Source organism: Enterorhabdus sp. P55 (assembly GCF_009911695.1).
GTDB lineage: Bacteria > Actinomycetota > Coriobacteriia > Coriobacteriales > Eggerthellaceae > Enterorhabdus.
In genome coordinates this window covers 1-25,816 of record NZ_QWKK01000029.1, presented here as the reverse complement: position 1 = coordinate 25,816, position 25,816 = coordinate 1, and the positions used below count along the sequence as shown (strand labels likewise).

The window sequence follows — 25,816 nt, the reverse complement described above, 5'->3', positions numbered from 1 at the left end:
GGGGCGCAGCTGCGGGCGCGGGCGGGGGCGCGGCTGCGGGCGTGGGCGGGGGGCGCGGGCGCGGACGCGAACGCGGGCACAAAAAAGGGAGGCCCGCTGGGGGCCTCCCTCCTCAGGACTCGGGCGTCATCGCCTAGGCGTCGGCGTACAGATCCTTCAGCTTGACCAGGTGGTCGTAGCGGGCCATGGCAGCCTGCTCGTTGGCCTCGAACAGCTCCTCGGCGCGCTCGGGGAACTCGCGGGTGAGACGGCTGTAACGGGCCTCGTTCATGAGGAAGTCGCGGTAGCCGCCCGCGGGCTCCTTGGAGTCCAGCGTGAACTTCTTGCCCGCCGGCGCCGCCGGGTTGTAGCGCAGCAGGTTCCAGTAGCCGCACTCGACGGCCTTCTTCATCTCATCCTGGCAGTGGCCCATGCCGCCCTTGATGGAGTGCATCTCGCAGGGCGAGTAGCCGATGATGAGCGAGGGCCCCGGATAGGCCTCGGCCTCGGTGATGGCCTTCATGGTCTGGGCCTGGTTGGCGCCCATGGCCACCTGGGCCACGTAGACGTAGCCGTAGCCCATGGCGAGCTCGGCCAGGCTCTTCTTGTTGATGTCCTTGCCGGCCGCGGCGAACTGGGCCACCTGGCCCAGGTTGGAGGCCTTGGAGGCCTGGCCGCCGGTGTTGGAGTACACCTCGGTGTCGAACACGAACACGTTGACGTCCTTGCCGGAGGCCAGCACGTGGTCGAGGCCGCCGTAGCCGATGTCGTAGGCCCAGCCGTCGCCGCCGAAGATCCAGACGGACTTCTTCGTCAGGTACGTGCGGTTCTCGAGCACCGCCTCGGCCAGGGCCGCCAGCTCGCCGCCGGCAGCGGCCACGCGCTCAAGCTCGGCCAGATAGGCGGCCGCGGCCTCCTTGGAGGCCTCGGCGTCCAGGCGCGCGTCCTTCCAGGCGCCAGCCGCCGCGGACAGCGCCTCATCGGCGCCGGCGGCCAGCAGGGCCTCGGTGTCGGCGAGCGCCTTCTCCTGGACGGCCTCGTAGCCGAGCAGCATGCCCAGGCCGTGCTCGGCGTTGTCCTCGAACAGCGAGTTAGACCAGGCCGGCCCGTGCCCGTCCTTGTTGACGGCGTAGGGAGACGTGGCCGCCGGGCCGCCCCAGATGGACGAGCAGCCGGTGGCGTTGGCGATGAACATGCGGTCGCCGAACAGCTGGGTGACCAGGCGCGCGTAGGAGGTCTCGGCGCAGCCGGCGCACGAGCCGGAGAACTCGAGCAGCGGCTCGCGGAACTGGCTCGCCTTCACCGACGTGCCGGTGAGCTGCTCCTTGACCGACACCTCGGACACGCAGTAGTCGAACACGGCCTGCTGAGGCTGCTCGTCCTCGGCGGGCACCATGGCCAGCGAATTAGTGGGGCACACGCCCGCGCAGAGCGTGCAGCCCATGCAGTCGAGCGGCGAGATGGCGAGCGTGTACTTGAGCCCGGCCGCGGCCTTGCCCTTGGCGTCCACCAGCTTGGCGGCCTCGGGCGCTCCGGCCGCCTCGGCCTCGTCCAGGGCGAACGGGCGGATGCAGGCATGGGGGCACACGAAGGCGCACTGGTTGCACTGGATGCAGGTCTCAGGGTTCCACGTGGGAACGTTCACGGCCACGCCGCGCTTCTCGTAGGCCGAGGCGCCCAGCGGGAACTGGCCGTCGGCATGCTCCATGAACACCGACACGGGCAGGGAGTCGCCCTCCATGCGGGCCACGGGCTCCATGATGTCGGACACCATGCGCACCAGGCCCGGCGCGCCGGCCAGCTCGGGCGCGATGACCGGGTCGACCGCGTCGGCCCACTCGGCCGGCACCTCCACGGCCACGGCGGCGGTGGCGCCCGCCTCGATGGCGCGGTGGTTCATGTCCACCACGTCCTGGCCCTTCTTCAGGTAGGACTTGGTGGCCGCGTCCTTCATGTACTGGATGGCCTCGTCCTGGCCCATGACGCCGGCCAGCGCGAAGAAGGCCGATTGCAGGATGGTGTTGGTGCGCTTGCCCATGCCGATCTCGGCGGCCAGGTCGATGGCGTTGATGACGTAGAGGCGGATGCCGTTCTCGGCGATGTAGCGCTTGGTGGCCGCGTCGAGGTGGCCCGCCAGCTCCTCGGGCGTCCACTGGCAGTTGATGAGGAAGATGCCGCCGGGCTTGACGTCTTGGACCATGCGGAAGCCCTTGATGATGTAGGACGGGTTGTGGCAGGCCACGAAGTCCGCCTTGTTCACGTAGTAGGGGCTGCGGATGGGGGCGTCGCCGAAGCGCAGGTGCGAGATGGTCACGCCGCCGGTCTTCTTCGAGTCGTACTGGAAGTAGGCCTGGACGTACTTGTCGGTGTGGTCGCCGATGATCTTGATGGAGTTCTTGTTCGCGCCCACGGTGCCGTCACCGCCGAGGCCCCAGAACTTGCACTCGATGGTGCCGGGGGCGGCAGTGTTGGGGGCGGGCACCTCGGGCAGCGAGAGCCCGGTCACGTCGTCGACGATGCCGATGGTGAACTCGCGGCGCGGCGCGTCCTTCTTGAGCTCCTCGTACACGGCGAACACCGAGGACGGCGGGGTGTCCTTCGAGCCCAGGCCGTAGCGGCCGCCCGTGACGGTGAGGCCGGCAACGCCCTCCTCAGCGAGCGCGGTGATGACGTCTTGGTAGAGCGGCTCGCCGATGGAGCCCGGCTCCTTGGTGCGGTCCATGACGGCCAGCTTCTTCGCCGTCTTGGGCAGCGCAGCCACGAACTTGTCCGTGACGAAGGGGCGGTACAGGCGCACCTTCACCAGGCCCACCTTCTCGCCCTGGGCGTTGAGGTAGTCCACGACCTCCTCCACCACGTCGCAGAACGAGCCCATGGCCACGATCACGCGGTCGGCGTCGGGGGCGCCGTAGTAGTTGAACAGCTGGTAGTCGGTGCCGAGCTTCTCGTTCACCTTCTCCATGTACTCCTCCACCACGGCGGGCAGGGCGTCGTAGGTGCCGTTGCAGGCCTCGCGGTGCTGGAAGAAGATGTCACCGTTCTCGTGAGAGCCGCGCATGGCCGGGCGCTCCGGGTTGAGGGAGTGCTCGCGGAAGGCGCGCACGGCATCCATGTCGCACAGCTCGGCCAGGTCGTCGTAGTCCCACACGGCGATCTTCTGGACCTCATGGGAGGTGCGGAAGCCGTCGAAGAAGTTGATGAAGGGGACGCGGCCCTTGATGGCGGCCAGGTGCGCCACGGCGGAGAGGTCCATGACCTCCTGGACGTTGCCCTCGGCGAGCATGGCGAAGCCGGTCTGGCGGCAGGCCATGACGTCGGAGTGGTCGCCGAAGATGTTGAGGGCGTGGGTCGAGACGGTGCGGGCGCTCACGTGGAAGACGCTCGGCAGCTGCTCGGCCGCTATCTTGTACATGTTGGGGATCATGAGGAGCAGGCCCTGGGAGGCGGTGTAGGTGGTGGTCAGCGCGCCGGCTGCGAGCGACCCGTGCACCGCGCCGGCGGCGCCGGCCTCGGACTGCATCTCGCACACCTGGACCTCGGTGCCGAAGATGTTCTTGCGTCCGGCCGCCGCCCACTGGTCGACGAAGTCGGCCATGGGGCTTGAGGGGGTGATGGGGTAGATGCCCGCCACCTCCGTGAAAGCGTAGGAAACATGCGCCGCGGCGTTGTTCCCGTCCATCGACTTGAGTTCTCTCGTCATATACTTCCTCTCCTTGAAGGTAAGGGGCGGTACATAACAGAGGATGATAGCAGCCGGGCGGCTCGCGGCGCCCTGAGGAGCGTCCGGGGCAGGGCGAATTCGGTAAAAGGGACACAACGCGCCGCTCCCCCGCCCCGGGCCGCCACCCGCCTCCGAGGGCCGCGCGGGGCGGCCACGCAGCTGAGGATGGGATCCTCCTCGATAACTCCATGAGCCCCTTAGTCGCGCATTGTTACCTTCTTGTTACAAAAGCCGCAGGTCACCGCCGAGCGGCGCTCCTTCGCTTCTCGAGACGCCGTCGCGCGGGACTTGCGGGGATCGAACCAGACCCAGGTTCTTTATTTCTCGCGCGTTTTCGCCGATAATAGACGCAATGCGCACTAGCACGACTCACTTATATGAACGTTCGCGCGCATGCGGGGCAGGCGCCCCGCCAGACCACCTGTTGGAGGGAAACATGGAAAAGCACAGCTTGACTCGCCGCGGCTTCCTCGCCGGCACCGCGGCCACCGGAGCCATCGCGGCGCTCACCCTGAGCGGCTGCGGCGGCGGCGACCAGAAGAAGGACGAGCCGAAGAAGGACGCTCCTGCCGAGAAGACGGTCGCCGACTCCATCACCGCGGCCGTTGCCTACACTTCCACGAACTGCAACCCCATCGGCAACAGCTCCGCGCTGATGCTGGCCGCCACCTGGCACGTGTTCGAGGGCCTCTACGACCTCGACCTGCACAACTACAAGACCTACACCGCGCTGGCCGCCGGCGAGCCGGTCAAGGTGTCCGACACCGAGTACGAGGTGTCCCTGCGTGACGGCGCCAAGTTCTCCGACGGCACCGACGTCACCGCCGCCGACGTGGTGAACGCCTTCGAGAAGAACATGGCCGACGCCACCTACGGCGCGTTCCTGACCTTCATCGAAACCGTCACCGCCAAGGATGACAAGACCGTCACCTTCGCCCTGAAGTACCCCTTCGAGTCGCTGCTGAAGGGCCGCCTGTCCGTGGTCAAGGTCTTCCCCGCCTCCCTCACCGAGGACCAGCTGAAGACCATGCCCATCGGCTCGGGCCCCTGGAAGTACGAGTCCATCAACGGCGATGACGGCGGCACCATCAAGTTCGTGCCGAACGACCAGTACAACGGCCCCATGCCGGCCACCTGCGCCGAGATGGACTGGAACGTGCTGCTCGACGGCACCGCCCGCACCACCGCCATCACCGACGGCGCCGTGCTCGCCATCGAGTCCGTGCCGGACGCCAACGCCGACCAGATCGCCAACACCGGCGCGACCGTCGAGTACGTCCCCGGCTTCGCCCTGCCGTTCCTGATGTTCAACACCAAGAAGGCCCCCTTCGACGACGTTCGCGTCCGTCAGGCCATCTACTACGCCCTGGACATCGAGAAGCTCATCGCCAACCAGATGGACGGCCATGCCGCCCCGGCCACCAGCTTCCTGCCCGAGGCCTACGCCAACTACCACCGCGCCTCCACCGTCTACAGCCATGACCCCGAGAAGGCCAAGAGCCTGCTGGCCGAGGCCAACGTGGCCGACCTGTCCTTCGAGCTCATGGTCAACAACAACTGGGTCAAGGACCTGGCTGCCCAGATCAAGGAGGACCTCGGCGCCATCGGCGTGACCGCCACCATCAACGAGACCAAGATCGACTGGGCCGCGCTGGCTCCCTCCGAGTCCATCCTGCCCTACGACGTCATGCTGACCCCGGGCGACCCGTCCTGCTTCGGCAACGACCCCGACCTGCTCATGACCTGGTGGTACGGTGACAACATCTGGACCGAGGGCCGCTCCTGCTGGAAGGGCACCCCGGAGTGGACCCAGCTCCAGGAGCTGCTGCAGCAGGCCCGCGAGGAGGCCGATGCCGCCAAGCAGCAGGAGATCTGGAACCAGTGCTTCGACCTCATCGCCGACAACATTCCGATCTACCCGCTGTTCCACCGCGAGACCTCCACGGGCTTCCAGGCCGAGAAGCTCGAGGACTTCGCCCCCATCTCCACCACGGGCCTGGTCTTCCTGGGCACCACCCCGCTCGCCTAAGCTGCCCCGCACGCAGCATTCGCGCTTCGCGGACACGAAGGGCGCCGGTTTTCCGGCGCCCTTTTTCGTAGGCGCGGACCTTGCGGGGAAACCACGGCGAACTCCGCCATTTACCACGCTATTTCTCCCCTTCACCGCAGTGATTCGGTTTACAATAAGGCCAGTCTGTGCACGCGTTTGCCCTTAGGGAAAAAGGGGGGCGGCGCGTTCCTGTTTCGCACGGAGGAACGTATCAGAGGGCCGTCCTGTCGGCCCACGCGGGAAAGGGGGGTGCGGTGAATAATCTCTTGCGATTGATAGGCAATCGCCTGCTCTGGCTGCCTGTCATGATCATCGGAGTCACCATCCTCGTCTTCTTCATCATGGCGCTTTCCCCGATCGACCAGGCCTACTCAGTCTTGGGAGAGAACGCCACGGAAGCCCAGGCGCAAGCCTATCGCGAGGAGCACGGGTTGAACGACCCGGTCATCGTCCAGTACGGCCGCTTCATGGCCGGCCTGGTCACAGGAGACCTGGGCAGCTACGGCGCCAACAGCGCCTCGGTGGCCCAGCGCGTGGCCGAGGCCCTGCCCGTCACGCTGCAGCTGACCTTCCTGGGACTCATCATCGCGGTGTTCTTCGCCGTCATCCTGGGCGTCATCTCGGCGCTGTACCGCGACAAGTGGCCCGACCAGGTGATCCGCATCTTCTCCATCGCCTGCATCGCCACCCCGTCGTTCTGGCTGGCTGTCCTGCTCATCCTGCTGTTCTCCTCCACGCTCCATATGCTGCCGGCCTCCGGCAAGCTGCCGGACTTCTTCGTGGACCCGCAGGGCTGGCTCGCCCGCATGGCGCTGCCCGCCTTCTCGCTGGCGGTGCCCGTCACCGGCCAGCTCACCCGCGTGGTCCGCACCTCCATGGTGGAGGAGCTCGACAAGGACTACGTCCGCACCGCGCTCGGCGCCGGCATCCCGAAGGGCGTCGTGGTGGCCCGCAACGTGCTGCGCAACGCGCTCATCACGCCGGTGACCGTGCTCGGCCTGCGCATCGGCTACCTGATCGGCGGCGCCGTCATCATCGAGGTCATCTTCAACCTGCCGGGCATGGGCATGGCCATCCTCTCGGGCATCCAGTCCAACTACGTCATGCTCGTGCAGGGCGTCGTGCTGTGCGTGGCCGTTGCCTTCATCGTCATCAACATCATCGTGGATATGCTCTATATCCTGATCGATCCGCGGATTAGGACGGTGTAGCGCCATGGTGAAACTACGTGAGAAGACCACCCAGAAGCTCGAGGGCAAGAAGGTCCGCTTCCGCCGCTGGAAGAACATGTCCGTCGGCGCGCGCATCTCCTTCATCGTGCTGCTGGCCATCGTGCTCGTGGCCGTGTTCGCCAACTTCCTGGCCCCGCACAACCCCTACGAGATCTTCACCGCGCGCCAGGCCCCCGATGCCGAGTTCCTCTTCGGCACCGACGACAAGGGTCGCGACGTGCTGTCGCGCATGATGTACGGCGCGCGCTACTCGCTCGTCATCGGCCTGGGCGCCACCGCCTTCGCGCTCGTGCTCGGCTCCATCATCGGCGCGCTGGCCGCCGTGGCGCGCCCGTGGCTGTCCAACCTCATCATGCGCATCCTCGACATCATCATGTCGTTCCCGGGCATCGCGCTGGCCGCCACGTTCGTCATCGTGTTCAGCGCCAACGGCACGGCGGAGAACCGCCTGCCGGCCCTCATCTTCGCCATCGGCTTCCTCTACATCCCCCAGATCGCCCGCATCGTGCGCGCCAACGTCATGAGCGAGTACAACCAGGACTACGTGCGCGCGGTCATCGTCTCCGGCGCCCAGGCGCCCTGGATCCTGACGAAGCACGTCATCCGCAACTGCATCGCGCCGGTCATGGTGTTCACCATCGTGCTCGTGGCCGACGCCATCGTGTTCGAGGCGTCGCTGTCGTTCATCTCCGCCGGCATCCCGGAGCCCACGCCCACCTGGGGCAACATCCTCTCCGATGCCCGTGACGGCGTGCTGGCCGGCCGCTGGTGGCAGGCGCTGTTCCCGGGCCTCGCCATCATGATCACCGTGCTGTGCCTGAACATCCTCTCCGAGGGCATGACCGACGCCCTGGCCGCCGCCCCCAAGGCGCCCGTGGCCGCCGGCGACGACAAGCTCAGCTCCAGCCGCGAGGCCGACCGCATGGTGGCCGACCCGAAGCTGGCCTACGCCGCCCAGGCCGAGATGCTTGAGAAGCGCCTCGCGCGCCTCAAGGAGATGGAGGGCCTGCGCACCGACCGGTTCGAGGCGCGCACCGACGTGCCGCCCATCCTCGAGGTTCGCGACCTGTGCATCAAGTTCCCGCGCCACGGCGACGTGAACGTGGTCGACCACGTGTCCTTCGTGGTGCGCCCGCACCAGACCATGGGCCTTGTCGGCGAGTCCGGCTGCGGCAAGTCCATCACCTCGCTCACCATCATGGGCCTGCTCGACAAGAAGGCCCAGATCTCCGGCGAGATTCTCTACGACGGACGCAACCTGCTCGACCTCAACGAGAAGCAGATGAACGAGCTGCGCGGCCGCGAGATCGCCATGATCTACCAGGACGCGCTCTCCTCGCTCAACCCGTCCATGCTCATCCGCGCCCAGATGAAACAGCTCACCAAGCGCGGGGGCACCCGCACCGCCGAGGAGCTGCTCGAGCTGGTGGGCCTCGACCCGAAGCGCACGCTCGACTCGTATCCCCACGAGCTCTCCGGCGGCCAGCGCCAGCGCGTGCTCATCGCCATGGCGCTCACCCGCGACCCCAAGGTCATCATCGCCGACGAGCCCACCACCGCTCTCGACGTGACGGTGCAGAAGCAGGTCGTCGACCTGCTCAACCGCCTCCAGCAGGAGCTCGGGTTCGCCATGGTGTTCGTCAGCCACGACCTGGCGCTCGTAGCCGAGGTGGCCAACTCCATCACGGTCATGTACGCCGGCCAGGTGGTGGAGCAGGGCCCGGTGAAGGACATCCTCACCGCCCCCATCCACGAGTACACCCGCGGCCTTCTGGGCTCGGTGCTCTCCATCGAGGCGGGCGGCGACCGCCTGCACCAGGTGCCCGGTTCGGTCCCCAGCCCCAAGGACTTCCCCGAGGGCGACCGCTTCACCCCGCGCTCGAGCCATCCGGACCAGGTCTCGACCATCCGCCCGATGCTCAAGCGCTACGGCGACACCGATCACTACTACGCCGAGCTGCCTGACAGCGAGCTCAAGCGCCTCGGCATAGAGCCCTACGTTCCGGGAGGTCCCCTGCTATGAGTGAGAACGAGAAGCTGAACGAGACGGCCGAGGCCGCCGACAAGGACACTCCCATCATCTTCCTCGATGACGTGAAGGTGACCTTCAAGACGCGCACGGGCTCCATCCTGCACCCCAACAAGGTCCAGGCCGTGAAGGGCCTCACCCTGAAGCTCATGCCCGGCGAGACCATCGGCATCGTGGGCGAGTCCGGCTGCGGCAAGTCCACCACGGCCAACGTCATGTGCGGCCTGCAGAAGCCGACGAGCGGGCGCGTGTACTTCAAGGGCAAGGACGTCACCAACCGCACGGCCGCCGACCGCCGCGTCATCGGCCGCGTCATCTCGGTGGTGTTCCAGGATCCGGCCACGGCGCTCAACGCCCGCATGACCATCCACGACCAGCTCATGGATCCCATGGTGGTGCACAAGGTGGGCGACGCGGCCTACCGCGAGAACCGCGTCCACGAGCTCATCGAGATGGTGGGCCTGCCCGAGTCGGTGCTCGACGCCCTGCCCGGCCAGATGTCCGGCGGCCAGCGCCAGCGCGTGGCCATCGCCCGCGCGCTCTCGCTCAAGCCCGACGCCATCATCGCCGACGAGCCCACGTCCGCCCTGGACGTGTCCGTCCGCGCGCAGATCCTCAACCTGCTGATGGACCTGAAGAAGGAGCTCGGCCTGGCCATGGTGTTCATCAGCCACGACATCCAGACCGTGCGCTACATCTCCGACCGCATCGTCGTCATGAACGGCGGCCTGGCCGTCGAGGAGGGCACCGCCGAGCAGATCTTCGATAACCCGAAGGACGAGTACACGCGCCTGCTTTTGGGCGCCGCCCCGTCGCTGCTCCATCCCGACCTGGGCAAGGCGTCCTAGGCGTCACGCAGGACAACCGATCGCACGAGCAAGGGGCCCCGGCATATGCCGGGGCCCCTTGCTTGGCAGTGCATGCCGGGTCGCAGGGCGCGCCCGCGACCCGGCATACGCCCGCAGGCGGGCGAAGTCGCCCCGAGGCGCAAGGCCCCGGGGGGGGAGGGGCGCTCGCGCCGGGGCATGGCGGACGCGGCGCGAGCGCGTCCCCCCCCCGGAGGGGCGGCAGAGCGACGCGAGCGCATCCCCGGGGTCGCGCCGCCGCCTTTTCGGCCCGACGTGGCACAAAACGGCGGTTTGGTACGGTGCCCGCGGCCCCTCGGGAAGGGCGGCCGTCCGCGACCTGGGGTTTTGGGGCGGCGGCGGGGCCACGAGAGCCCGAGAGACCCCGAGAGCCTCCCTTGAGCCGTACCAAACTGCCGTTTTGTGCCATTCCTCAGCGAAAAAGTGGCAGCACGGCGCGGCGGCGGCCGTCGGATGCGCGGATGCCCGCCGGGACACGGCGTTGGCGAGCCGTGCATCCAGCCCCCAAGCACAAGGGGCGCCCGCCTGCCGCACGCCCTGCGAGGGTGCGACGGACGGGCGCCCCGGAAAGCCGACGGCACCAGCCGCGGCAGCTCCTAGTGCGAGCCGGGAGCCTTAGGCGCGCCGGGCGCCTTGGGGGCACCGGGGGCCGCGGGGGCACCCGGAGGCACCGGAGCGCCCGGGGCCGCAGGGACGCCGGGGGCGCCGGGCATGCCCGGCATGGCGGCGGCGCTCAGCTCGGCGCCGCACTTGGTGCAGGCCGTGGTGCCCGGGTCGTTCATGGTGCCGCACTCGGGGCACTTGACGGGCAGCGAGATCTCACTCGGTCTAAAACACATGCTCTTTCTCCTTCGTAGAACGATGAAACTCCAGGCAGCCGACCGCCGGCTGCCCCTATCCTCAGCCCTGCGACCTACTCGTCGGGCGGAAGATCGCGTTCGCCGGCGCGCATGACATCGGCCGGCGTGAGGCCCAGGTTGTCCAGGAAGTTGTTGAACACCGGCTGCTCGCGCACGGGGCGCGTGGCGGCGGTGCGCCCCATGGCCCCGTAGGAGCTCAGCGGCGTGCGTCGGGTACGATCGGGCAGCACCTCGAGCACCTCCAGGTCGAAGACGAGGTCCTGGCCCGCCAGCCGGTGGTTGAAGTCGAGGTAGGCGAAGCCGTCCTCCACCTTGAGCACCTTGGCCGGCACCTTCTGGCCCACGGGCCCGAAGAAGCTGATCGTCTCCCCCACCGGCAGCTCGTCGGCGTTGGGGATGTAGCGCAGGTCGCGTTTCTGGACGTTGCGCGGGTCGTAGGCGCCGTAGGCGAACTCGGCGGGGATGCGCACCGTGGCGCGCTGCCCCACGTCCATGCTCATCACGGCGTCGTCGATGCCCTTGATGACCTGGCCGCAGTCGGTCTGGAACTCCATGGGGCCCTCGGCCTCGCTGCTGTCGAAGACGGTGCCGTCCTCCCGGTAGCCGGTGTAGGCGACCCTTACGTAGCGGTTCTTTCCTATCATGGGTGCCTCCTTCTTAGCCCCTCACGTTCTTGCCGATGGTGTTGGTCACCCCGGGCCTCAGCTCAAGGGAGGCCCCGCAGGCGGCGCAGACAGCGCTCCCGCGCGGGTTCTCATGGCCGCAGGCGACGCACCGGGGGACGAGGATGGGCTTGGGCAGGATGCCCCGGCACCTTCCGCAGTTGATGCAGGCGTAGCCGCACTTGGACATGGGCCTCCTCCTTCCTCGCCCCGCGGGGCGGCTGGCGCCGAGGGCGACCGGCCCTCCCACCGGCCGCCCCGGCGTCGGCGGGCGCGCGTCGGGATCATGCCCCGGGCGCGCGCCGCGACGCCGTTAGCGCACGTAGATGGCGATGTCGCTCTTGCCGGCCTCGGCGGCCTTGCGGGCCAGCTCCTCCACGGTGCCCCAGACCACGACGGCGTTCTGGCAGTGGTGCACGCAGCTGGGCAGCTTGCCGGCAGCCACGCGGTCGGCGCACAGGTCGCACAGGTGGGTGGGCATGGGCAGGTAGGTGTACTCCCACACCCCGTCGGTGCACTGGCGCGGGCCGTCCTGCAGCAGCACGATGCCGAAGTCCTCAGGCGCCATGCCGTGCTCCATCTTGCAGGCCGTCACGCAGGCCTTGCAGCCCGAGCAGAACTCGTAGTCGATGAACAGGCCGTACTGTCCCTTTTCCATGGTGGTTGTCTCCTTCTCTTTGACACCCGGCCCGCCGCGGCCCCCGGGGCGGCGCGGCGGCACGCTGGGAGCCGGGCGGCCCTCCCCTCTCGGAGGCGGGCCGCCCTTCCCGCGGCGGGCCGGCGATGGGATCCTTCTCGCAGGTGAGCTACTTGCGCTCGTGGGTCTTCCAGTACTCCTCGATGTCGAAGAAGCCCTCGGCCGGCTCGTAGTCCGGCGTCCAGCCGTCGTAGAAGCTGGGCTTGTCGGAGAGGTGGGTCTTGCCGTGGGTGTAGCCGGTGGTGCACACCTGGTAGCTGGGCTGGTCTTCGGGCGCGTCGTTCTCCGGCGTCACCTTGTAGACGGTGCCCATGGCGCACTTGATGGGAGCGCCGTAGCCGTTGGTGCCGTTCTCGCACTGCGGGATGAGGTTGTTCGGGTTGGAGTCGAACACGCCGAACAGGCTCGGCTCGGCCGGCTCGCGCTCGGGGAACCACCAGCCGTGCTCGGTGGAGATGACGCGCGGGTCGAGCGAGGGGTTCAGGCGGGCGCGCTGCTTCATCTTGCCCATCTGGTTCTCGATCCACACCCAGTCGCCGTCGATGATGCCGTAGGCGGCCGCGGTGTCGGGGTGGATGTCGAACATCGGGTCGGGATGCAGCTGGCGGCTGATGGTCTCGGGCTGGCGCCACTCGGAGTGGAAGAACTCGAAGGAGCGCTTGCCGGTGGTGATGATGAGCGGGTACTTCTCGGCCAGCTCCGGCGTGGAGACGGGGCTCGTCGGCGGCTCCTGGTAGTAGGGCAGCGGATCGTCGCCGAAGGCGGCGAACAGGGTGCAGTACAGCTCGTAGCGGCCGGTGGGGGTCATGAAGCCCGGGGCGCCGTCGGGGCGCAGGCCGCCGATCTCGTACTTCTTGTAGCGGAACTTGTGGTACCACATGCCGTGGTACTTCTCCTCGACGCGATCCATGGTCATCTGAGTGCCGTCGGTGTCGAGCACGCCATCGCGCTCGAGGCGCCAGTCCATGTAGTCGCGGTCGGTCTGCACGTACTCGGGCCACTTCTCGGGGGCGATGCGGTGGCCCAGCTCGATCATGATCTGCTCGTCGGACTTAGCCTCGTAGAAGGGCTTGTCGGAGGCCTTGGTCAGGGTGCGCAGCGGGTCGAACCACACGCGGATGCAGTCGCGCTCGTTGGACATGGCGCAGGGGATGACCAGGTCGGCGAAGGCCACGGCCGTCGGGGTGATGAACAGGTCCTCCACCACGAGGAAGTCGATGGTCTTGAGGGCGCGGTAGAGGCGCGGCGCGTCCTGGCCCATGTTGGCGATGGGGTTGGCGGACTCGATCCAGAGCATCTTCACCGGGTGGGGCTCCTCGGTCTCGATGGCCTGGAGGATGGAGTCGGCCTGGGACGAGGCGGTAAAGCCGTACTTCTTCAGCGGGTAGCGGTCGACGCCGAGGCGCTTGGCCACCATGTCAGTACCGTCGAGCTCCCAGATGCCGGAGTTGTAGCCGAACTCGAGGCTGGCGGCCTGGTCCACCAGCACGTTGCCGCCAGGGATGTCGATGTTGCCCGTGATGCCCACCAGGCAGGCGATGGCATGGGCGGTGATGACGCCGATCTTGGCCATGTCGACGGCCAGGCCCCACTGCACGGTGGCCGGCTTGGCCTGGGCGTACATGCGAGCCGCCGCGACGATCTGGTCCTCGGGGATCCAGGTGATCTCCGCCACGCGCTCGGGGGTGTACTCCTGGACGCGCTCGGCGAGGGCCTCGAAGCCGTAGGTCCAGTTCTCGACGAACTCATGGTCGTAGAGGTCCTCGTTGATGATGACGTTCATCATGCCGAGGGCCAGCGCCGCATCGGTGCCGGGGCGCAGGCGCAGCCACATCTCGGAGCGGGCGCCGATCCAGGTGAGCTGCGGGTCGACGGTGATGAGCTTGGTGCCGCGCTTCATGGCCTCGACGATCCAGTGGCCGAGGAACGCGTCGGAGTTGCACACGACCGGGTTGGTGCCCCAGATGACGGCCACCTCGGGCAGCACGTACTCGGGGTCGTCTTCGTAGCGGCGGGCGCGGAACTGCGAGAAGTCGGCCACCCACTGGTTGCCCATGATGACGTAGCACAGAGCCGTGCGGGGCAGCATGCAGGAGTCGCCCGACAGGAAGCACAGGGTCAGATCGGCGCCGCCGAAGTTGGCGTACTGGTTGTGGGCGATGGCCTGGGAGACGTTGCGGCCGGTGCCGATCATGGAGACGATGCACTCCGGACCGTAGTCCTTCTGGATGCGCTTGACGTTCTCGATGATCAGGTCGTAGGCCTCGTCCCAGCTGATGCGCTGCCACTTGCCCTCGCCGCGCTCGCCGACGCGCTTGACCGGCCACTTGAGGCGGCGCTCGGAGTTGACCATCTGGGGAAGCTCAAGACAGCGCATGCACAGGCGGCCGCCGGACAGCGGGCTGTTGGGGTCGCCCTCGGTCTTCACGAGCTTGCCGTCCTCGTCGGTGTAGAAGATGATCTGGCAGCCGGAGTGGCAGCCAGGGCCCGACCACATGGTGGTGCGCGTGGCGGTGAGGTCGCCCTCCTGCCACCTCACCTGGTCGGGGTAGAGGTCCATGTTGTAGGTGTTGTTATAGGGCATGCCGTAGGCGATGCCCTTCTCGCGGACGAAGTCGCCGACCTGCTCGTCGTCGGACGCGAGCTCCTTCATGGCGACGTTGGCCGTCTTGCCATCGGCGGAGATGCTGTCGACTTCCTCGACGCTCAGCTTTTCCTCACTCATGTTCTTCTCTCTCCTCTTGGTGAATCGCAGCCGGCACGGAACCGGCTGCCCGGCGTGCTCGCGAGGAGCGTGCCGGGGGGACTCATCGGCCAGGGTCTCGATGCCGCCAGGAGATGGGAGAAGGCAGGTACCCGCATCACAGGAGGCGTCTGGGCCGCATGGCCGCTGGACAACGTCGCCTCTCGTCGTGCACCCCCTTGGTGATAAGGCGACCGCGTGTGCCGAGGCGGGCTACAGCTCGGGGGTCTCTTCGCCCAGGGCGCGCAACTTCGCCGTGGGCGTCCCGGGCTCCCCTGCCCGCCAGAACGCCTTCAGGTTACCGAGCGGCGCGGGGCCGGAAAATCGGGCATCGGGTCTGATGATGGCCGCGCAGCGGGGCACGGCAGCGTTCTCATACCCGGGGGTTGATGCCTTGACCAGGGGTTTCGAGGGAGGTGAAGTCATCACCCTCGATGAGGTCGTAGAGGTCTTGGCGCGAGTGGATGTCGAGCTTGCGGTAGATGTTGTAGACGTGGGTCTTGGCCGTGGCTCGCGATATGGTGAAGCGGTCCATGATGTACTGGGTGTCGCGCCCGCGGGCCAAGAGGTCGAGGATCTCGCACTGGCGCGGCGAGAGCCCGTAGTGGGCCCCGATGTCGTCGAGGCGCCGGCGCAGGTAAGATCCGGCGGGGATGAGCTTGTCGTCGGGGCCGTCGTCGTCCGAGGCCGGCTCGGGCGCGGGCGCAGGCTCCCCCGGCGCCGCGGCGGAGGCGGCCGGCGCCGGATCGTCGGCCCCCGACCAGTCCTCCGGGAAGGAGACGCGGTTCAGCTGCACCTGGACGACAGCCGCGTAGAGCACGACGGCCGCGCAGGAGGCCACGAGGGCCTGGCCCGGCACGAGGAGGCCCACCGCGAAGACGCCGAGCGCGCCGACGACGGAGCCGCCCACCAGGTAGGCGGCCTCACTGAAGCTGTAGAGGGGCGAGAGCTCCTCGAAGCGCACCAGCTCGGCCCCGGCCAGAAACACGATGCACGCCTGGACGAACACCACGGCGACGAGGTAGACGTAGACGAGGCCCGTCCCCAGCCCGCCCACGAGGGGCAGCAGCAGATAGCCCAGGGCGAGGGTGGCGCAGAGGTAGTCCTTGGACAGGCGCTCCATGTCGAAGCCGCGCGCCCGGCAGGCCACGCCCAGGAAGGTGCCGGCGGCCACGAGGGCCGCGCCCATGAGGAGCACCGGCGGAAGCAGACTGCCATCCGCTTGGCGGCTCAGCAGCACCCACAGGCCCCCGTCGGCGCCCAGGATGACGCCGACGGAGAAGTAGTTGAGCTCGCCCAGGCGGCTGTACATGCGGTTGCGCCGACGGTCGCGGGACTCCGCCACGCTCACCTGCAGAAGCCGGTCGCGCAGGTCGTTCTGCACGCCCAGGAGCAGCAGGCACGAGGCGAGGGAGGCCATGTCGCTCAGGTAGTCGGTCTGGGGAACGCCGGCCGGCAGGAAGCTCGTGAGGGCCAGCAGCGCGCCGGCGAGAGACACCGCCCCGGCCACGACGAGCGACAGGAGGGTGCGCCCCACGGTGCAGGCGTGGGACCACCACAGGAACACGAGGGCCACCGACCCAGCCGCCACGCAGGGGATGCCGAGGGGCCAGACGGGGGTGGCGAGGATGAGGGGGCAGGGCACGGTGCCCACGAAGGCCACCACGGCCAGCGCCCGCAGGCCCCGGGGAGCCGACAGCGGGCGCGCGAAGACGCGCAGGCCCACCAGGCAGAGGAAGGCGCAGGCCATGAGCAGGGTGTCGACGAGGAAGCGGCCGTCCACGCCCGCGGCGACGTCCACGCGCGCGGCGGCGCTGCCGAACAGCGAGCAGACGGCGAACAGGGCCAGGGCCAGCCCGAGCAGGAGCAGCAGGGCCGATCGGGCGTCCTCAGCCCGAAGCGGGACGTGCCTCATCTCGATCCGATCCTCCGCCGCCGGCAAGCCTCCGCGCCCCTCCAAGGACCGCACCCCCTTTGCGTCTCCTGAGGCCTTAGCGGCCTCGGGGCCATTATCCCCGCTCAAAGCTGGCAATTCCTTAGAGGATATTCCAAAATGTACCTTACAATATTCCATGCCAGCGGGTCGGAGATTGCGACCCCCTTGGCTTCAAAGGCGTCAAAATCCGTGGTCAGCCAAGGGGGTAGCACTATGGAGGAAATTACAATGCTGGCAAGCGGATCGTTTCCCGAGCACGAGGCGTGGGGAAACGCCACCGTGGGCATGCTCCTCGACGTGCTGGAGCCCCTCGGCATCATCGGGGCGCCCGATTCCGCCGCGGACTCCCCCACCTTCCGCTGGGCCACCTGCGCCGGCGGCGCCGACATCCCCGAGAGCGCCGTCCGCGTCCCCTGGGACGCGCCGCCCGCCGAGGTCGTCCACGTGTGCACCCCCGCGGACTACCTGGCCCTGCGCCAGGCCGACCCCGCCGCCTTCGCCGTGGTGTGCGTTCCCGACGAGGCCGCGGCGCCTGACGACCCGCGCTGCATAGCCGTCAGGACGAGCCGGCCCCTGGTCTACGTCTACCTCATGGTGAAGGAGTTTCTGGGGTCGCTCTTCGCCTGGGAGCAGACCCTCGCCTCCATCGTGCGCAACGACGGCGGGGTGGCGACGGCCCTCGACGTGTCACGCGCGGCCATCCCCCGCTACCTCTTCGTCGCCGACAAGAACGGCTGCGTGCTGGCCCAGTCCTCCTACCTGGAGCCGCCCGACGCCTTCCACCGGGCCGTCTCGCTATCGGGCTTCGTCCCCGTCAGGGCCGACGGGCTGCCCCGGGCACGGGCGGCCGAGGGGATGACTACCTGGGTGGAGGGCGATGGCGAGGCGGAGGCGAGCCGCCTGGTCATCCCGCTCTACCTCGACCACGCCTTCGTCGGCGTCCTCAGCATGGCCTGCCCCGACGGCCTGCCGAGCCCCGGGCTGATCGACTGCCTGCAGGTGCTCTCCCGCTCTGTGGAACGCCTCTGCGCCGGGCTGTGGTCGTCGCAGTCGAGCGTGAACATCCCGCGGCTGCGCTTCTTCGACCTGCTGCTGGAGGGGAGCCGCTTCGACCGCATGGTGGCCAACAGCCAGCTCGAGGAGCTGCGCATACCGACCAGCTCGTGGTACAAGGTGATCCTCGTGGACATCGACGAAGGGGCCGAGCCGGCCAAGGCGTCGCTTATCGCCATGACCTTCCTGTCCGACAAGCACGTCAACGCGCGCTGCTTCCTCCACAGCGGCTCGCTCGTAGTGCTCCAGTACGGCCCCACGGGCCCCGACCTCTCGCACCTGGCCACCGAGCAGATCCTCGCCATCTACGACTACACCCGCTTCGATGTGGCCTACGGGGTGTCCGATCCCTTCAACGACATCGCCTCGCTGCGCCACGCCTACCACGAGGCGCGCATTGCCCTCGACCTGCGCAAGGTGGTGCTGGCCCAGCGCGACATCGAGCAGACCTCGCGCCGGCGCGGCAACGCGTTCTTCTTCTACGAGGCCCTCCCCTTCTTCCTGGTGGATCCGGCGCCCAAGGACGAGGCCCTCATGCGCTTCGTCTTCGACGTGTCGTTTCTGCCCGTCATCCTGGAGGAGGACGCCGAGCGCGGCACCAACGACTTCCGCCTGCTGTGGACCTACCTCATCAACGAGCGCAACGCCACCAAGACGGCGCAGATGATGTACGTGCACCGCAACACCGTGCTCTACCGCATCGAGCGGCTCCAGGAGCGCTTCCGCATCGATCTGGACGACCCCGACCTGCGCGAGAAGCTGTGCTGCGACTACCGCATGTACTTCCTCTCGTCGCTGGGCAAGCCCCGCTGGGAGACGGCCTAGGCAGCAGAAGGGCCGGGGCCCGCCGTCGGCAGGCCCCGGCCCTCGAAGGACGCAGGATGCAAGCAGGCCCTAGAGGTGCTCGCCCTCCAGGATTCCCTCGGCGTCGTCGGCGGCAATCTCCCGCGCCGAGGGGCCCTCGGCGCGCGCCTGGTCGTCGGCGATCTTGCCGGCGACGCTCGAGCGGACGTTGGGGAACAGGAACAGCGACACAATGGCCACGGCGCACACCACGCCGACGCCCACGTAGACGCCCTCGTAGTAGGCCACGCCATCCGTGGCGCCGGTGAAGGCGATGGCCAGCGGCGACACCACATAGGAGGCGATGAGGAACATGCCCACGTTCTGGAACGTGGCCTGGATGCCGCCCACCACGCCATAGTGCTCCGGCTTGATGTTGGGGATCAGCGTGGGCAGCATCTTGGTGAAGGGCATGACGGCCGCCATGAACACGGGCAGGATGACCAGGTAGGCCACCCAGGTCCACACCCCGTAGGGGATGAAGAACGTCACGGCGAAGGTGATGCCGGTGACGGCCAGGCAGATGACGAAGGGCGCGCGCAGGTTCTTGAACGCCTTGGCGAACACCACGGGCATGAGCATGGAGGCGATGCAGGTGATGACCGTGTTGATGGTGGACAGGTCGCCGGCGATGGGCGCGGCCGCCGGATCGCCCATGAGGGCGGTGACGGCCGGCACCATGTAGGAGCCGTTGACGTTGGTCATGCCGAACACCAGGAAGGCCACGATGCCGATGACCCAGACGTTGCGGTCGCGGAGCACCTCGCGCAGCATCTGGCCGACCGGCTCGTTGGCGCAGTGCTCGTCGGGGTGCTTGCGGTAGACCGCGAACCACACCACCAGGCCCACCACGATGAGCCCGAAGCTGATCCACCACGCCTGGTGGATCTCCGGCAGATGCGACCCCACGTAGATGGCGAGCGCCGCGCCGCCGGACATGCCGGCGGTGTAGACGCCCATGGCGAACGAGTTGGCCGTGCCGGGGAACCACATGCGCAAAAGCTTGGCGGAGTTCGCGTTGAGCGCGGCCACGCCGGTGCCCATGAAGAAGCTGGCCACGAACAGCGTGCCGTAGTCAACGGCGAGGCAGCGGCCCAGCGCCCCGAGCGCGGCTATCACGAAGGCCACGAGGAACACCTTGCCCAGGCCGATGCGGTCAGCCAGGACGCCGCCGGCGATGCAGAGCAGCACGCCGGAGAAATAGGGGATGGACATGATCATGGAGAACGCCATGGGCTCGCACTGGTACTCCTGCATGACGAGCATGGCGGCCCCGCCGGGAATGATGAACGCGAACTGCAGCGAGACGAGCAGGATCGTCATGCCGACGAGGATGGCCCAGCGCCAGGGCAACAGCTTCTCTTCGTGCAACGCTACCCCCTCCTTTGCGAGGATCGATTACCTGACAGCAGCCTGAAGGGCGCCGCTAGTTCTGGCCGTCGGCCGTGCGGGCCGCGGCGATGCCCTCGCGGGAGGCCTTGCCCAGCTTGAGGCTGAAGACGATGGCGCAGGCCAGGCCCACCGCCGACACGACGGCCGGGGGCACGCCGAGCATGAACCAGTCGCAGCCGGCCTCGATCATGGCGCCCATGACCGGCGCCGCCGGGATGCCGCCGCCGTTGGAGGCGATGGCACAGATGCCGAAGGCCGCCGCGATGACCGCGGGGCTGGTGGACACCCACTGGACGTTGGTGAAGATGGCGGGCATGACCATGTTCACGGCCAGGCCGAAGAAGAACATGGAGCAGATGGCCAGGGTCACGGTGTTGAACGCGAAGGCGGCCAGGCACGCCGCCACGGTGAGCACGAAGATGACCACGAGCACCTTGGTGTGGTCGCTCACCTTGTTGAGGATGAAGCCGATGATGAGGCCGGCGGCGATGCCGATGATGTTGAGGATGCCGTTCCAGCTCTGGGCCGCGGCGGGATCCATCCCCACGTCGGTCTGCAGGTAGGCGACGATCTCGCTGGTATAGCAGGAGAACGAGAACGCGAAGCAGAGCACCATGACGAAGCACAGCCACACGTAGCCGTTCTTGAACGCGTCGGAGATGCGCACGTTGTCAGACCCGGCCACGGCGTCCATGATCTCGGCCTTGGGGATGCGGACGCCCACGATCACCAGAATGAGGGCCACCGCCGCGAACGCGATGCCGAACCAGAACAGCGGATGCCAGTCGAGGTTGGGGCCGCCCGTCAGGAAGTTCACGCCCTCGCCGGGGGTCATGAGGAACGGGGCGAGGAAGTTGATGAGCACACCGCCCAGGGCGATCCACATGGTCCAGATGGCGTTGGGCATGCCGCGCTTGGTGGGATCGCTGAACAGAATGGTGACGAACGTCGGCCCGGCCGTGGCGATGAGGCCGTTGGCGAAGCCGAAGATGAAGCGCCCGACGAATGCGATGGTAATGTCGGTGGTCATGACGACCATGACGTCCGACACTAGGATGCATGCCAGGGCGATGATGATCATGTTCTTCGGCCCGATCTTCGACTGGATGGTGGCCGTGAACAGGGCCAGGATGGTGCCGGCCACAGAGTTCCAGGACATCAGCCAGCCGGCGCCGACCATGTCGCCGCCAAAGGTGTCGGCGACGTAGATCATCGCCGTCGGTATCGCCATCAGCGATATGGAGTAGGCGATGCCCGCGATGAGGATGATGAGGAACGTCCCCCAGGAGGCACCGGCGCTTCTCTCTTGCGTCATGAGCGTTTCCTTTCAGATAACGAGTTGTCACGCTGGGCTCTCTGCGGGGGCCGCCAGGCAGCAGCAGGCCGCCGGCAGCGCACGCGGGCGCGTCGGAGCGGCGCCGGCGAGCACGTCGGCGCGATATGACATCGAGGTACTGATAGAGAACGCCCCGAACCGAGGGGCAAGCTGCACCATCATAGGGCGGTCCCCCTTAGAGAATCAGCGTCGGCAGCGGGCCTCTGTCCGATAGTTGCGGGATCGGACGGGCTCTGCCTTGGTAGCGTGTTCTCCGCGGATCTCTCCCCTGCCTTAGCGAAGCACCCCCAGTATAGGGCCGGCGCCCAGGGGCTCCCATACGTGACTATCTCCATTTTTCGCGCCCATCCCTTGGATGATGCTCCAAAGCTGGGGCGGGGGGCGGTGGGTGAACGGTCGTTTGCGGGGGTTGTGCGGAAGCTGTTCGTTTAGGCGATGCTCCTTGACGCACGGGGGCAAACCCGCAGATAATCAGCGGGTTAGGAACTATTCCGTCCCTTAAGCAGAAAGAGAAGCGCTTACATGGAAACCTCTCAGTTCCGCGGTGTCATCCCTCCCGTCGTCATCCCCCTGACCGAGAAGAAGTCCCTCGACCTCGAGGCCTTCGACCGCACCATCAACCGCATGATCGACGCGGGCGTGGACGGCCTGTTCTTCCTGGGATCGAGCGGCGAGGTGGCCTTCCTCACCGACGCCCAGCGCTACCACGTGCTGCAGGAGGCCGTGGCCATCGTCAACGGGCGGGTGCCCGTGCTCGCCGGCATCATCGACATGGAGACGATGCGCGTGGTGGACCAGGCCAAGCGCGCCGCCGGCTTCGGCGTGGACGCGCTCGTGGCCACCGCCCCCTTCTACGCCCTGGGCGGGCCGAAGGAGGTGGAGCGCCACTTCCGCGCCATCCGCGAGTACACCGACCTGCCGCTGTTCGCCTACGACCTGCCCGTGTGCGTGCACACCAAGCTCGACCCGGACATGCTCGTGCGCCTGGGCGAAGACGGCGTGCTCCAGGGCGTCAAGGACTCCTCCGGCGATGACGTGAGCTTCCGCTGGCTCATGCTGGAGAACGAGGACGCGGGGCACCCGCTGCAGCTGCTCACCGGGCACGAGGTGGTGGTCGACGGCGCCTACCTGGGCGGAGCCGACGGCAGCGTGCCGGGCCTGGCCAACCTCGACCCCGTCTCCTACGTGGAGCAGTGGCGCGCGGCGCAGGCCGGCGACTGGGCGCGCGTCAAGGAGATCCAGGATCACCTGGCCCGCCTCATGTTCGTCACCCGCCGCGTGAAGGCTACCGTGGGCTTCGGCGCAGGAGTGGGCGCCTTCAAGACGGCGCTGTGGCAGATGGGCGTCTTCAACACCAACCAGATGCGCGAGCCCGTGCAGCCCCTGGAGGGCGAGGACGTGGAGGCCATCGTCGCCATTCTCAAGAAGGAGGGCATGCTCGACCCGGACGCCCCCGTCCGCGCCTAGCTGCCTGGCAGGGCAAGAACCGAAACCAAAGGAGGGACTTTGACCGCAGACAACACCGCGAGGCTGATCGAGGCGCGCGCCTGGATCCGCGACCAGCTGGACACCTGCACGGCCTTCTGGCTCGAGCATGGCATGGACCCCGTCAACGGCGGCGTCTACACGTGCCTCGACCGCAAGGGAGCCGTCTACTCCACCGACAAGAGCGTGTGGATGCAGGGCCGCTGCGCCTGGACGTTCTCGTACCTGTGCCACCTCTACGGCACCCGGCCCGAATGGCTCGAGGCCGCCAAGAGCTGCCTTGACTTCCTCGAGGAGCACTGCATCAACCACGAGGCCGGCGGGCGCCTGTACTTCACGGTGACCGCGGAGGGCAAGCCGCTGCGCCAGCGCCGCTACTGCTTCTCCGAGGGCTTCTACTGCATCGCCAACGCCGAGTACTACGGCGTCACCGGCGAGGAGGAGCACCTGGCGCGCGCGCGTCGCGCCTACCAGCTGGTCTACGACCTGAACAACGGCCTCATCGAGGATCCGGCGGGGCTCGGCCCCAAGACCATCGCGGAGACCCGCGCGGGGCACGCGCTCGGCGACCCGATGATCTTCCTCAACATCATCGGCATCATGCGCCGCGTCGACCCCGCCCACGCCGAGGAGTACGACCGCCACGCGCGCGAGTGCACCGACCGCATCGTGGGCGAGCACTACCGTCCGGAGCTCGGCTGCACGCTGGAGAGCGTCAACCTGGACGGCGAGCCGGAGCTGTGGTACACCGCCGGGCGCGTGGTGAACCCGGGGCACGACATCGAGTGCAGCTGGTTCATGATGGACGAGGCCAACTACCGCGGCGACGCGGAGCTGCACGCCACGGCCGAGGCCATCTTCCGCCTGGCCATCGAGGCCGGCTGGGACGAGGAGTTCGGCGGGCTTCTGTACTTCATCGACGCCAAGGGCCTGCCGCCTGAGGCCTACGAGCACGACATGAAGCTGTGGTGGCCCCACAACGAGATCATGATCGCCGCGTCCAAGGCCTACCGCGACACGGGCGACGCGTACTACCTGGACTGGTTCTTCCGCACGCTCGACTACTGCAAGAAGCACTTCGCCGATCCCGAGTACGGCGAGTGGTACGGCTACCTGCGCCGCGACGGCCAGCCCACCATGCCGTCCACGAAGGGCTCCACCTTCAAGGGCCCCTTCCACGTGCCCCGCGCGCTGTGCATGACCGAGCGTATCCTCACCGAGATCATAGGAGACTAACCCATGAACTACCTTGGCATCGACTACGACATCAAGAACGTCCCCGTCCTGGACGAGGGATTCATCCCCTTCGGCGTGTGGATGCGCGAGTACCTGAAGGGCGCTGAGCACCCCATCGCCATCGCCGTCGAGCGCGAGGACGGGCTCATCTCCGTGCGCCGGAGCTTCATCCGCGGCGGCGAGTTCGCCGAGGCCGACCTGCGCTACGTCGAGCGCCTCATGAAGTTCGAGCTGTGGTCCATCGGCGGCTTCCGCGTGTACCTGTGCGGCTGCGACGACATCGCCGCGAAGCTGGCCGCGACCTACTCCCCCGACGGCGCGCGGCGCTTCGACTACGGCTTCGTGGGCGACGTCTACGAGAAGCCGCTCGAGGTCATCGCCGTGGACGAGGCGGACTTCCCCGCCGCCAACGAGGCTGCGAAGAAGATCGGCGGCCACATGGAGGGCTGCCGCATCGGCTTCGACGCCGGCGGGTCGGACCGCAAGGTGTCGGCCGTCATCGACGGCGAGGCCGTCTACTCCGAGGAGGTCGTCTGGTTCCCCAAGATCACCGAGGACCCCGAGTACCACTTCAACGAGATCGTGACCGCCTTCAAGACGGCCGCCTCCAAGATGCCGCGCGTGGACGCCATCGGCGTGTCCTCGGCCGGCACCTTCGTGGGCAACTCCCCCATGGTGGCCTCGCTGTTCATCAAGGTGCCGCGCGAGCGCCGCGAGGAGGTCAAGTCCATCTACGACCGCGCCGGCGCCGAAATCGGCGACGTGCCGCTCGTGGTGGCCAACGACGGCGACGTGACCGCGCTCGCCGGCTTCATGTCCACGGGCGAGGGCGACATCCTCGGCATCGCCATGGGCACGTCGGAGGCCGTGGGCTACGTGAACGCCGAGGGCAACGTGCTCGGCTGGATCAACGAGCTGGCCTTCGCGCCGGTGGACCTGTCGCCTGACGCCATGCAGGACGAGTGGTCGGGCGACTTCGGCGTGGGCTGCAAGTACTTCAGCCAGGACGCCGTCATCAAGCTGGCGCCGGCCGCCGGCATCGAGCTCGACCCCGAGCTCTCCCCCGCCGAGAAGCTCAAGGTGGTCCAGGGCCTGGCCAACGAGGGCCACGAGGGGGCGCTCGACATCTACCGCTCCATCGGCAGCTACCTGGCCCACACGCTCGTGCTCTACAGCGCGTTCTACGAGATCAAGACGCTGCTCGTGCTTGGCCGCGTGGCCTCCGGCAAGGGCGGCGACCTGCTCATCAGCGAGTGCAACCGCATCCTGGCCGAGGAGCACCCGGAGCTGGCCGCCCAGATCACGGTGACGCTGCCCGACGAGAAGATGCGCCGCGTCGGCCAGTCCGTGGCCGCGGCGAGCCTGCCGGAGACGAAGTAGCCCGGCCCGCTGATCGCGGACGAGGCGCCCGCCGCCGATGGCGGACGCAAGAGGGGAGGTCCTGCGGGGCCTCCTTTTTTTGTGTGTGGGGGGCAGGGGCGTGGGGGATGGCGAGTAGGGAGCGGCACGGGAGGCGATGGGCGCTGGCTAGGGGACGGCGGCGGGGCGCGGGGCGCGGCGGAGTATGGGGCGCGCCGGTTGTTGGGCGGCGACGGAGTGCGGGGCCCGTCGTGCGCGGCTGGGCTGGTGGCGCAGGGGGACCGGCGGCGCGCGAGGGAGAGGGCGGAAAACGGGCGGCGCGAGGGGCGGGGCGCCG

General features: G+C 67.9%; 17 protein-coding genes. 8 read left to right on the top strand and 9 right to left on the bottom strand.

The window, feature by feature from the left end:
- Window positions 1-133 precede the first annotated feature (133 nt).
- Window positions 134-3,679: a pyruvate:ferredoxin (flavodoxin) oxidoreductase gene (nifJ, locus tag D1643_RS04695; protein WP_160709141.1), complete on the bottom strand. Its 3,546-nt coding sequence runs from the start codon at window positions 3,677-3,679 to the stop codon at window positions 134-136.
- A 457-nt stretch (window positions 3,680-4,136) separates the two neighbouring features.
- Here nifJ and D1643_RS04690 point away from each other — a divergent pair, with 457 nt between their 5' ends.
- From D1643_RS04690 to D1643_RS04675, 4 genes are all read left to right on the top strand, one after another.
- Window positions 4,137-5,729, top strand: coding sequence for an ABC transporter substrate-binding protein (locus D1643_RS04690; protein WP_160709139.1), 1,593 nt, complete (start codon window positions 4,137-4,139; stop codon window positions 5,727-5,729).
- A gap of 275 nt (window positions 5,730-6,004) precedes the next feature.
- The gene (locus D1643_RS04685; RefSeq protein ID WP_160709137.1) at window positions 6,005-6,961 is read left to right on the top strand and encodes an ABC transporter permease; all 957 of its coding nucleotides are present in this window, start codon (window positions 6,005-6,007) and stop codon (window positions 6,959-6,961) included.
- 4 nt (window positions 6,962-6,965) lie between these two features.
- Window positions 6,966-9,005: a dipeptide/oligopeptide/nickel ABC transporter permease/ATP-binding protein gene (locus D1643_RS04680; protein ID WP_160709135.1), complete on the top strand. Its 2,040-nt coding sequence runs from the start codon at window positions 6,966-6,968 to the stop codon at window positions 9,003-9,005.
- The gene (locus D1643_RS04675) at window positions 9,002-9,859 is read left to right on the top strand and encodes an ABC transporter ATP-binding protein (protein ID WP_160709133.1); all 858 of its coding nucleotides are present in this window, start codon (window positions 9,002-9,004) and stop codon (window positions 9,857-9,859) included. The genes D1643_RS04680 and D1643_RS04675 overlap by 4 nt, the downstream gene beginning before the upstream one ends.
- A gap of 614 nt (window positions 9,860-10,473) precedes the next feature.
- Here the strand turns inward: D1643_RS04675 and D1643_RS11570 are convergent.
- The 6 genes from D1643_RS11570 to D1643_RS04645 all read right to left on the bottom strand — a co-directional run bounded on the left by D1643_RS11570 (window position 10,474) and on the right by D1643_RS04645 (window position 16,754).
- Window positions 10,474-10,716: a zinc-ribbon domain-containing protein gene (locus D1643_RS11570; protein WP_201750962.1), complete on the bottom strand. Its 243-nt coding sequence runs from the start codon at window positions 10,714-10,716 to the stop codon at window positions 10,474-10,476.
- A gap of 74 nt (window positions 10,717-10,790) precedes the next feature.
- Window positions 10,791-11,381: a peptidylprolyl isomerase gene (locus tag D1643_RS04665; protein WP_160709129.1), complete on the bottom strand. Its 591-nt coding sequence runs from the start codon at window positions 11,379-11,381 to the stop codon at window positions 10,791-10,793.
- A gap of 13 nt (window positions 11,382-11,394) precedes the next feature.
- Complete coding sequence (locus D1643_RS04660; protein ID WP_160709127.1) at window positions 11,395-11,589, bottom strand: hypothetical protein; 195 nt, start codon at window positions 11,587-11,589, stop codon at window positions 11,395-11,397.
- 123 nt (window positions 11,590-11,712) lie between these two features.
- Window positions 11,713-12,057, bottom strand: a complete 345-nt coding sequence (locus tag D1643_RS04655) for a 4Fe-4S binding protein (RefSeq protein WP_160709125.1) — start codon at window positions 12,055-12,057, stop codon at window positions 11,713-11,715.
- A 148-nt stretch (window positions 12,058-12,205) separates the two neighbouring features.
- On the bottom strand, window positions 12,206-14,821 hold the full coding sequence (locus tag D1643_RS04650) for a molybdopterin-dependent oxidoreductase (protein ID WP_236643375.1): 2,616 nt from the start codon (window positions 14,819-14,821) through the stop codon (window positions 12,206-12,208).
- Window positions 14,822-15,212: 391 nt separating this feature from the next.
- Entirely contained in the window at window positions 15,213-16,754 is a 1,542-nt protein-coding gene (locus D1643_RS04645; RefSeq protein ID WP_160709123.1) for a helix-turn-helix transcriptional regulator, read from the bottom strand.
- Between the two features lie 249 nt (window positions 16,755-17,003).
- On the opposite strand from D1643_RS04645, the gene D1643_RS04640 reads away from it, so the two are divergent.
- Window positions 17,004-18,653, top strand: coding sequence for a CdaR family transcriptional regulator (locus D1643_RS04640; RefSeq protein ID WP_160709121.1), 1,650 nt, complete (start codon window positions 17,004-17,006; stop codon window positions 18,651-18,653).
- Between the two features lie 69 nt (window positions 18,654-18,722).
- On the opposite strand, the gene D1643_RS04635 is transcribed toward D1643_RS04640, so the two are convergent.
- Together D1643_RS04635 and D1643_RS04630 are read right to left on the bottom strand one after the other, a co-directional pair.
- Window positions 18,723-20,042: a CynX/NimT family MFS transporter gene (locus tag D1643_RS04635; RefSeq protein ID WP_160709119.1), complete on the bottom strand. Its 1,320-nt coding sequence runs from the start codon at window positions 20,040-20,042 to the stop codon at window positions 18,723-18,725.
- 55 nt (window positions 20,043-20,097) lie between these two features.
- Complete coding sequence (locus D1643_RS04630; protein ID WP_160709117.1) at window positions 20,098-21,378, bottom strand: CynX/NimT family MFS transporter; 1,281 nt, start codon at window positions 21,376-21,378, stop codon at window positions 20,098-20,100.
- 543 nt (window positions 21,379-21,921) lie between these two features.
- On the opposite strand from D1643_RS04630, the gene D1643_RS04625 reads away from it, so the two are divergent.
- Genes D1643_RS04625 through D1643_RS04615 form a run of 3 tightly spaced genes read left to right on the top strand, consistent with a single transcriptional unit; the run spans window position 21,922 to window position 25,500 of the window.
- Entirely contained in the window at window positions 21,922-22,866 is a 945-nt protein-coding gene (locus D1643_RS04625; protein WP_160709115.1) for a dihydrodipicolinate synthase family protein, read from the top strand.
- A gap of 39 nt (window positions 22,867-22,905) precedes the next feature.
- Entirely contained in the window at window positions 22,906-24,120 is a 1,215-nt protein-coding gene (locus D1643_RS04620) for an AGE family epimerase/isomerase (RefSeq protein WP_160709113.1), read from the top strand.
- 3 nt (window positions 24,121-24,123) lie between these two features.
- Window positions 24,124-25,500 carry an ROK family protein gene (locus D1643_RS04615; RefSeq protein WP_160709111.1) on the top strand — a complete coding sequence of 459 codons (1,377 nt, stop codon included), beginning with the start codon at window positions 24,124-24,126 and terminating at the stop codon, window positions 25,498-25,500.
- Window positions 25,501-25,816 lie beyond the last annotated feature (316 nt).

What these genes read in the sequence shown, in the direction of transcription:
- D1643_RS04665 (WP_160709129.1), bottom strand. Translation starts at nt 11,381, where the DNA reads ATGATAGGAAAGAACCGCTACGTAAGGGTCGCCTACACCGGCTACCGG.
- D1643_RS04675 (WP_160709133.1), top strand. Translation starts at nt 9,002, where the DNA reads ATGAGTGAGAACGAGAAGCTGAACGAGACGGCCGAGGCCGCCGACAAG.
- D1643_RS04660 (WP_160709127.1), bottom strand. Translation starts at nt 11,589, where the DNA reads ATGTCCAAGTGCGGCTACGCCTGCATCAACTGCGGAAGGTGCCGGGGC.
- D1643_RS04680 (WP_160709135.1), top strand. Translation starts at nt 6,966, where the DNA reads ATGGTGAAACTACGTGAGAAGACCACCCAGAAGCTCGAGGGCAAGAAG.
- D1643_RS04625 (WP_160709115.1), top strand. Translation starts at nt 21,922, where the DNA reads ATGGAAACCTCTCAGTTCCGCGGTGTCATCCCTCCCGTCGTCATCCCC.
- D1643_RS04645 (WP_160709123.1), bottom strand. Translation starts at nt 16,754, where the DNA reads ATGAGGCACGTCCCGCTTCGGGCTGAGGACGCCCGATCGGCCCTGCTG.
- D1643_RS04690 (WP_160709139.1), top strand. Translation starts at nt 4,137, where the DNA reads ATGGAAAAGCACAGCTTGACTCGCCGCGGCTTCCTCGCCGGCACCGCG.
- D1643_RS11570 (WP_201750962.1), bottom strand. Translation starts at nt 10,716, where the DNA reads ATGTGTTTTAGACCGAGTGAGATCTCGCTGCCCGTCAAGTGCCCCGAG.
- D1643_RS04615 (WP_160709111.1), top strand. Translation starts at nt 24,124, where the DNA reads ATGAACTACCTTGGCATCGACTACGACATCAAGAACGTCCCCGTCCTG.
- nifJ (WP_160709141.1), bottom strand. Translation starts at nt 3,679, where the DNA reads ATGACGAGAGAACTCAAGTCGATGGACGGGAACAACGCCGCGGCGCAT.
- D1643_RS04655 (WP_160709125.1), bottom strand. Translation starts at nt 12,057, where the DNA reads ATGGAAAAGGGACAGTACGGCCTGTTCATCGACTACGAGTTCTGCTCG.
- D1643_RS04640 (WP_160709121.1), top strand. Translation starts at nt 17,004, where the DNA reads ATGCTGGCAAGCGGATCGTTTCCCGAGCACGAGGCGTGGGGAAACGCC.
- D1643_RS04650 (WP_236643375.1), bottom strand. Translation starts at nt 14,821, where the DNA reads ATGAGTGAGGAAAAGCTGAGCGTCGAGGAAGTCGACAGCATCTCCGCC.
- D1643_RS04630 (WP_160709117.1), bottom strand. Translation starts at nt 21,378, where the DNA reads ATGACGCAAGAGAGAAGCGCCGGTGCCTCCTGGGGGACGTTCCTCATC.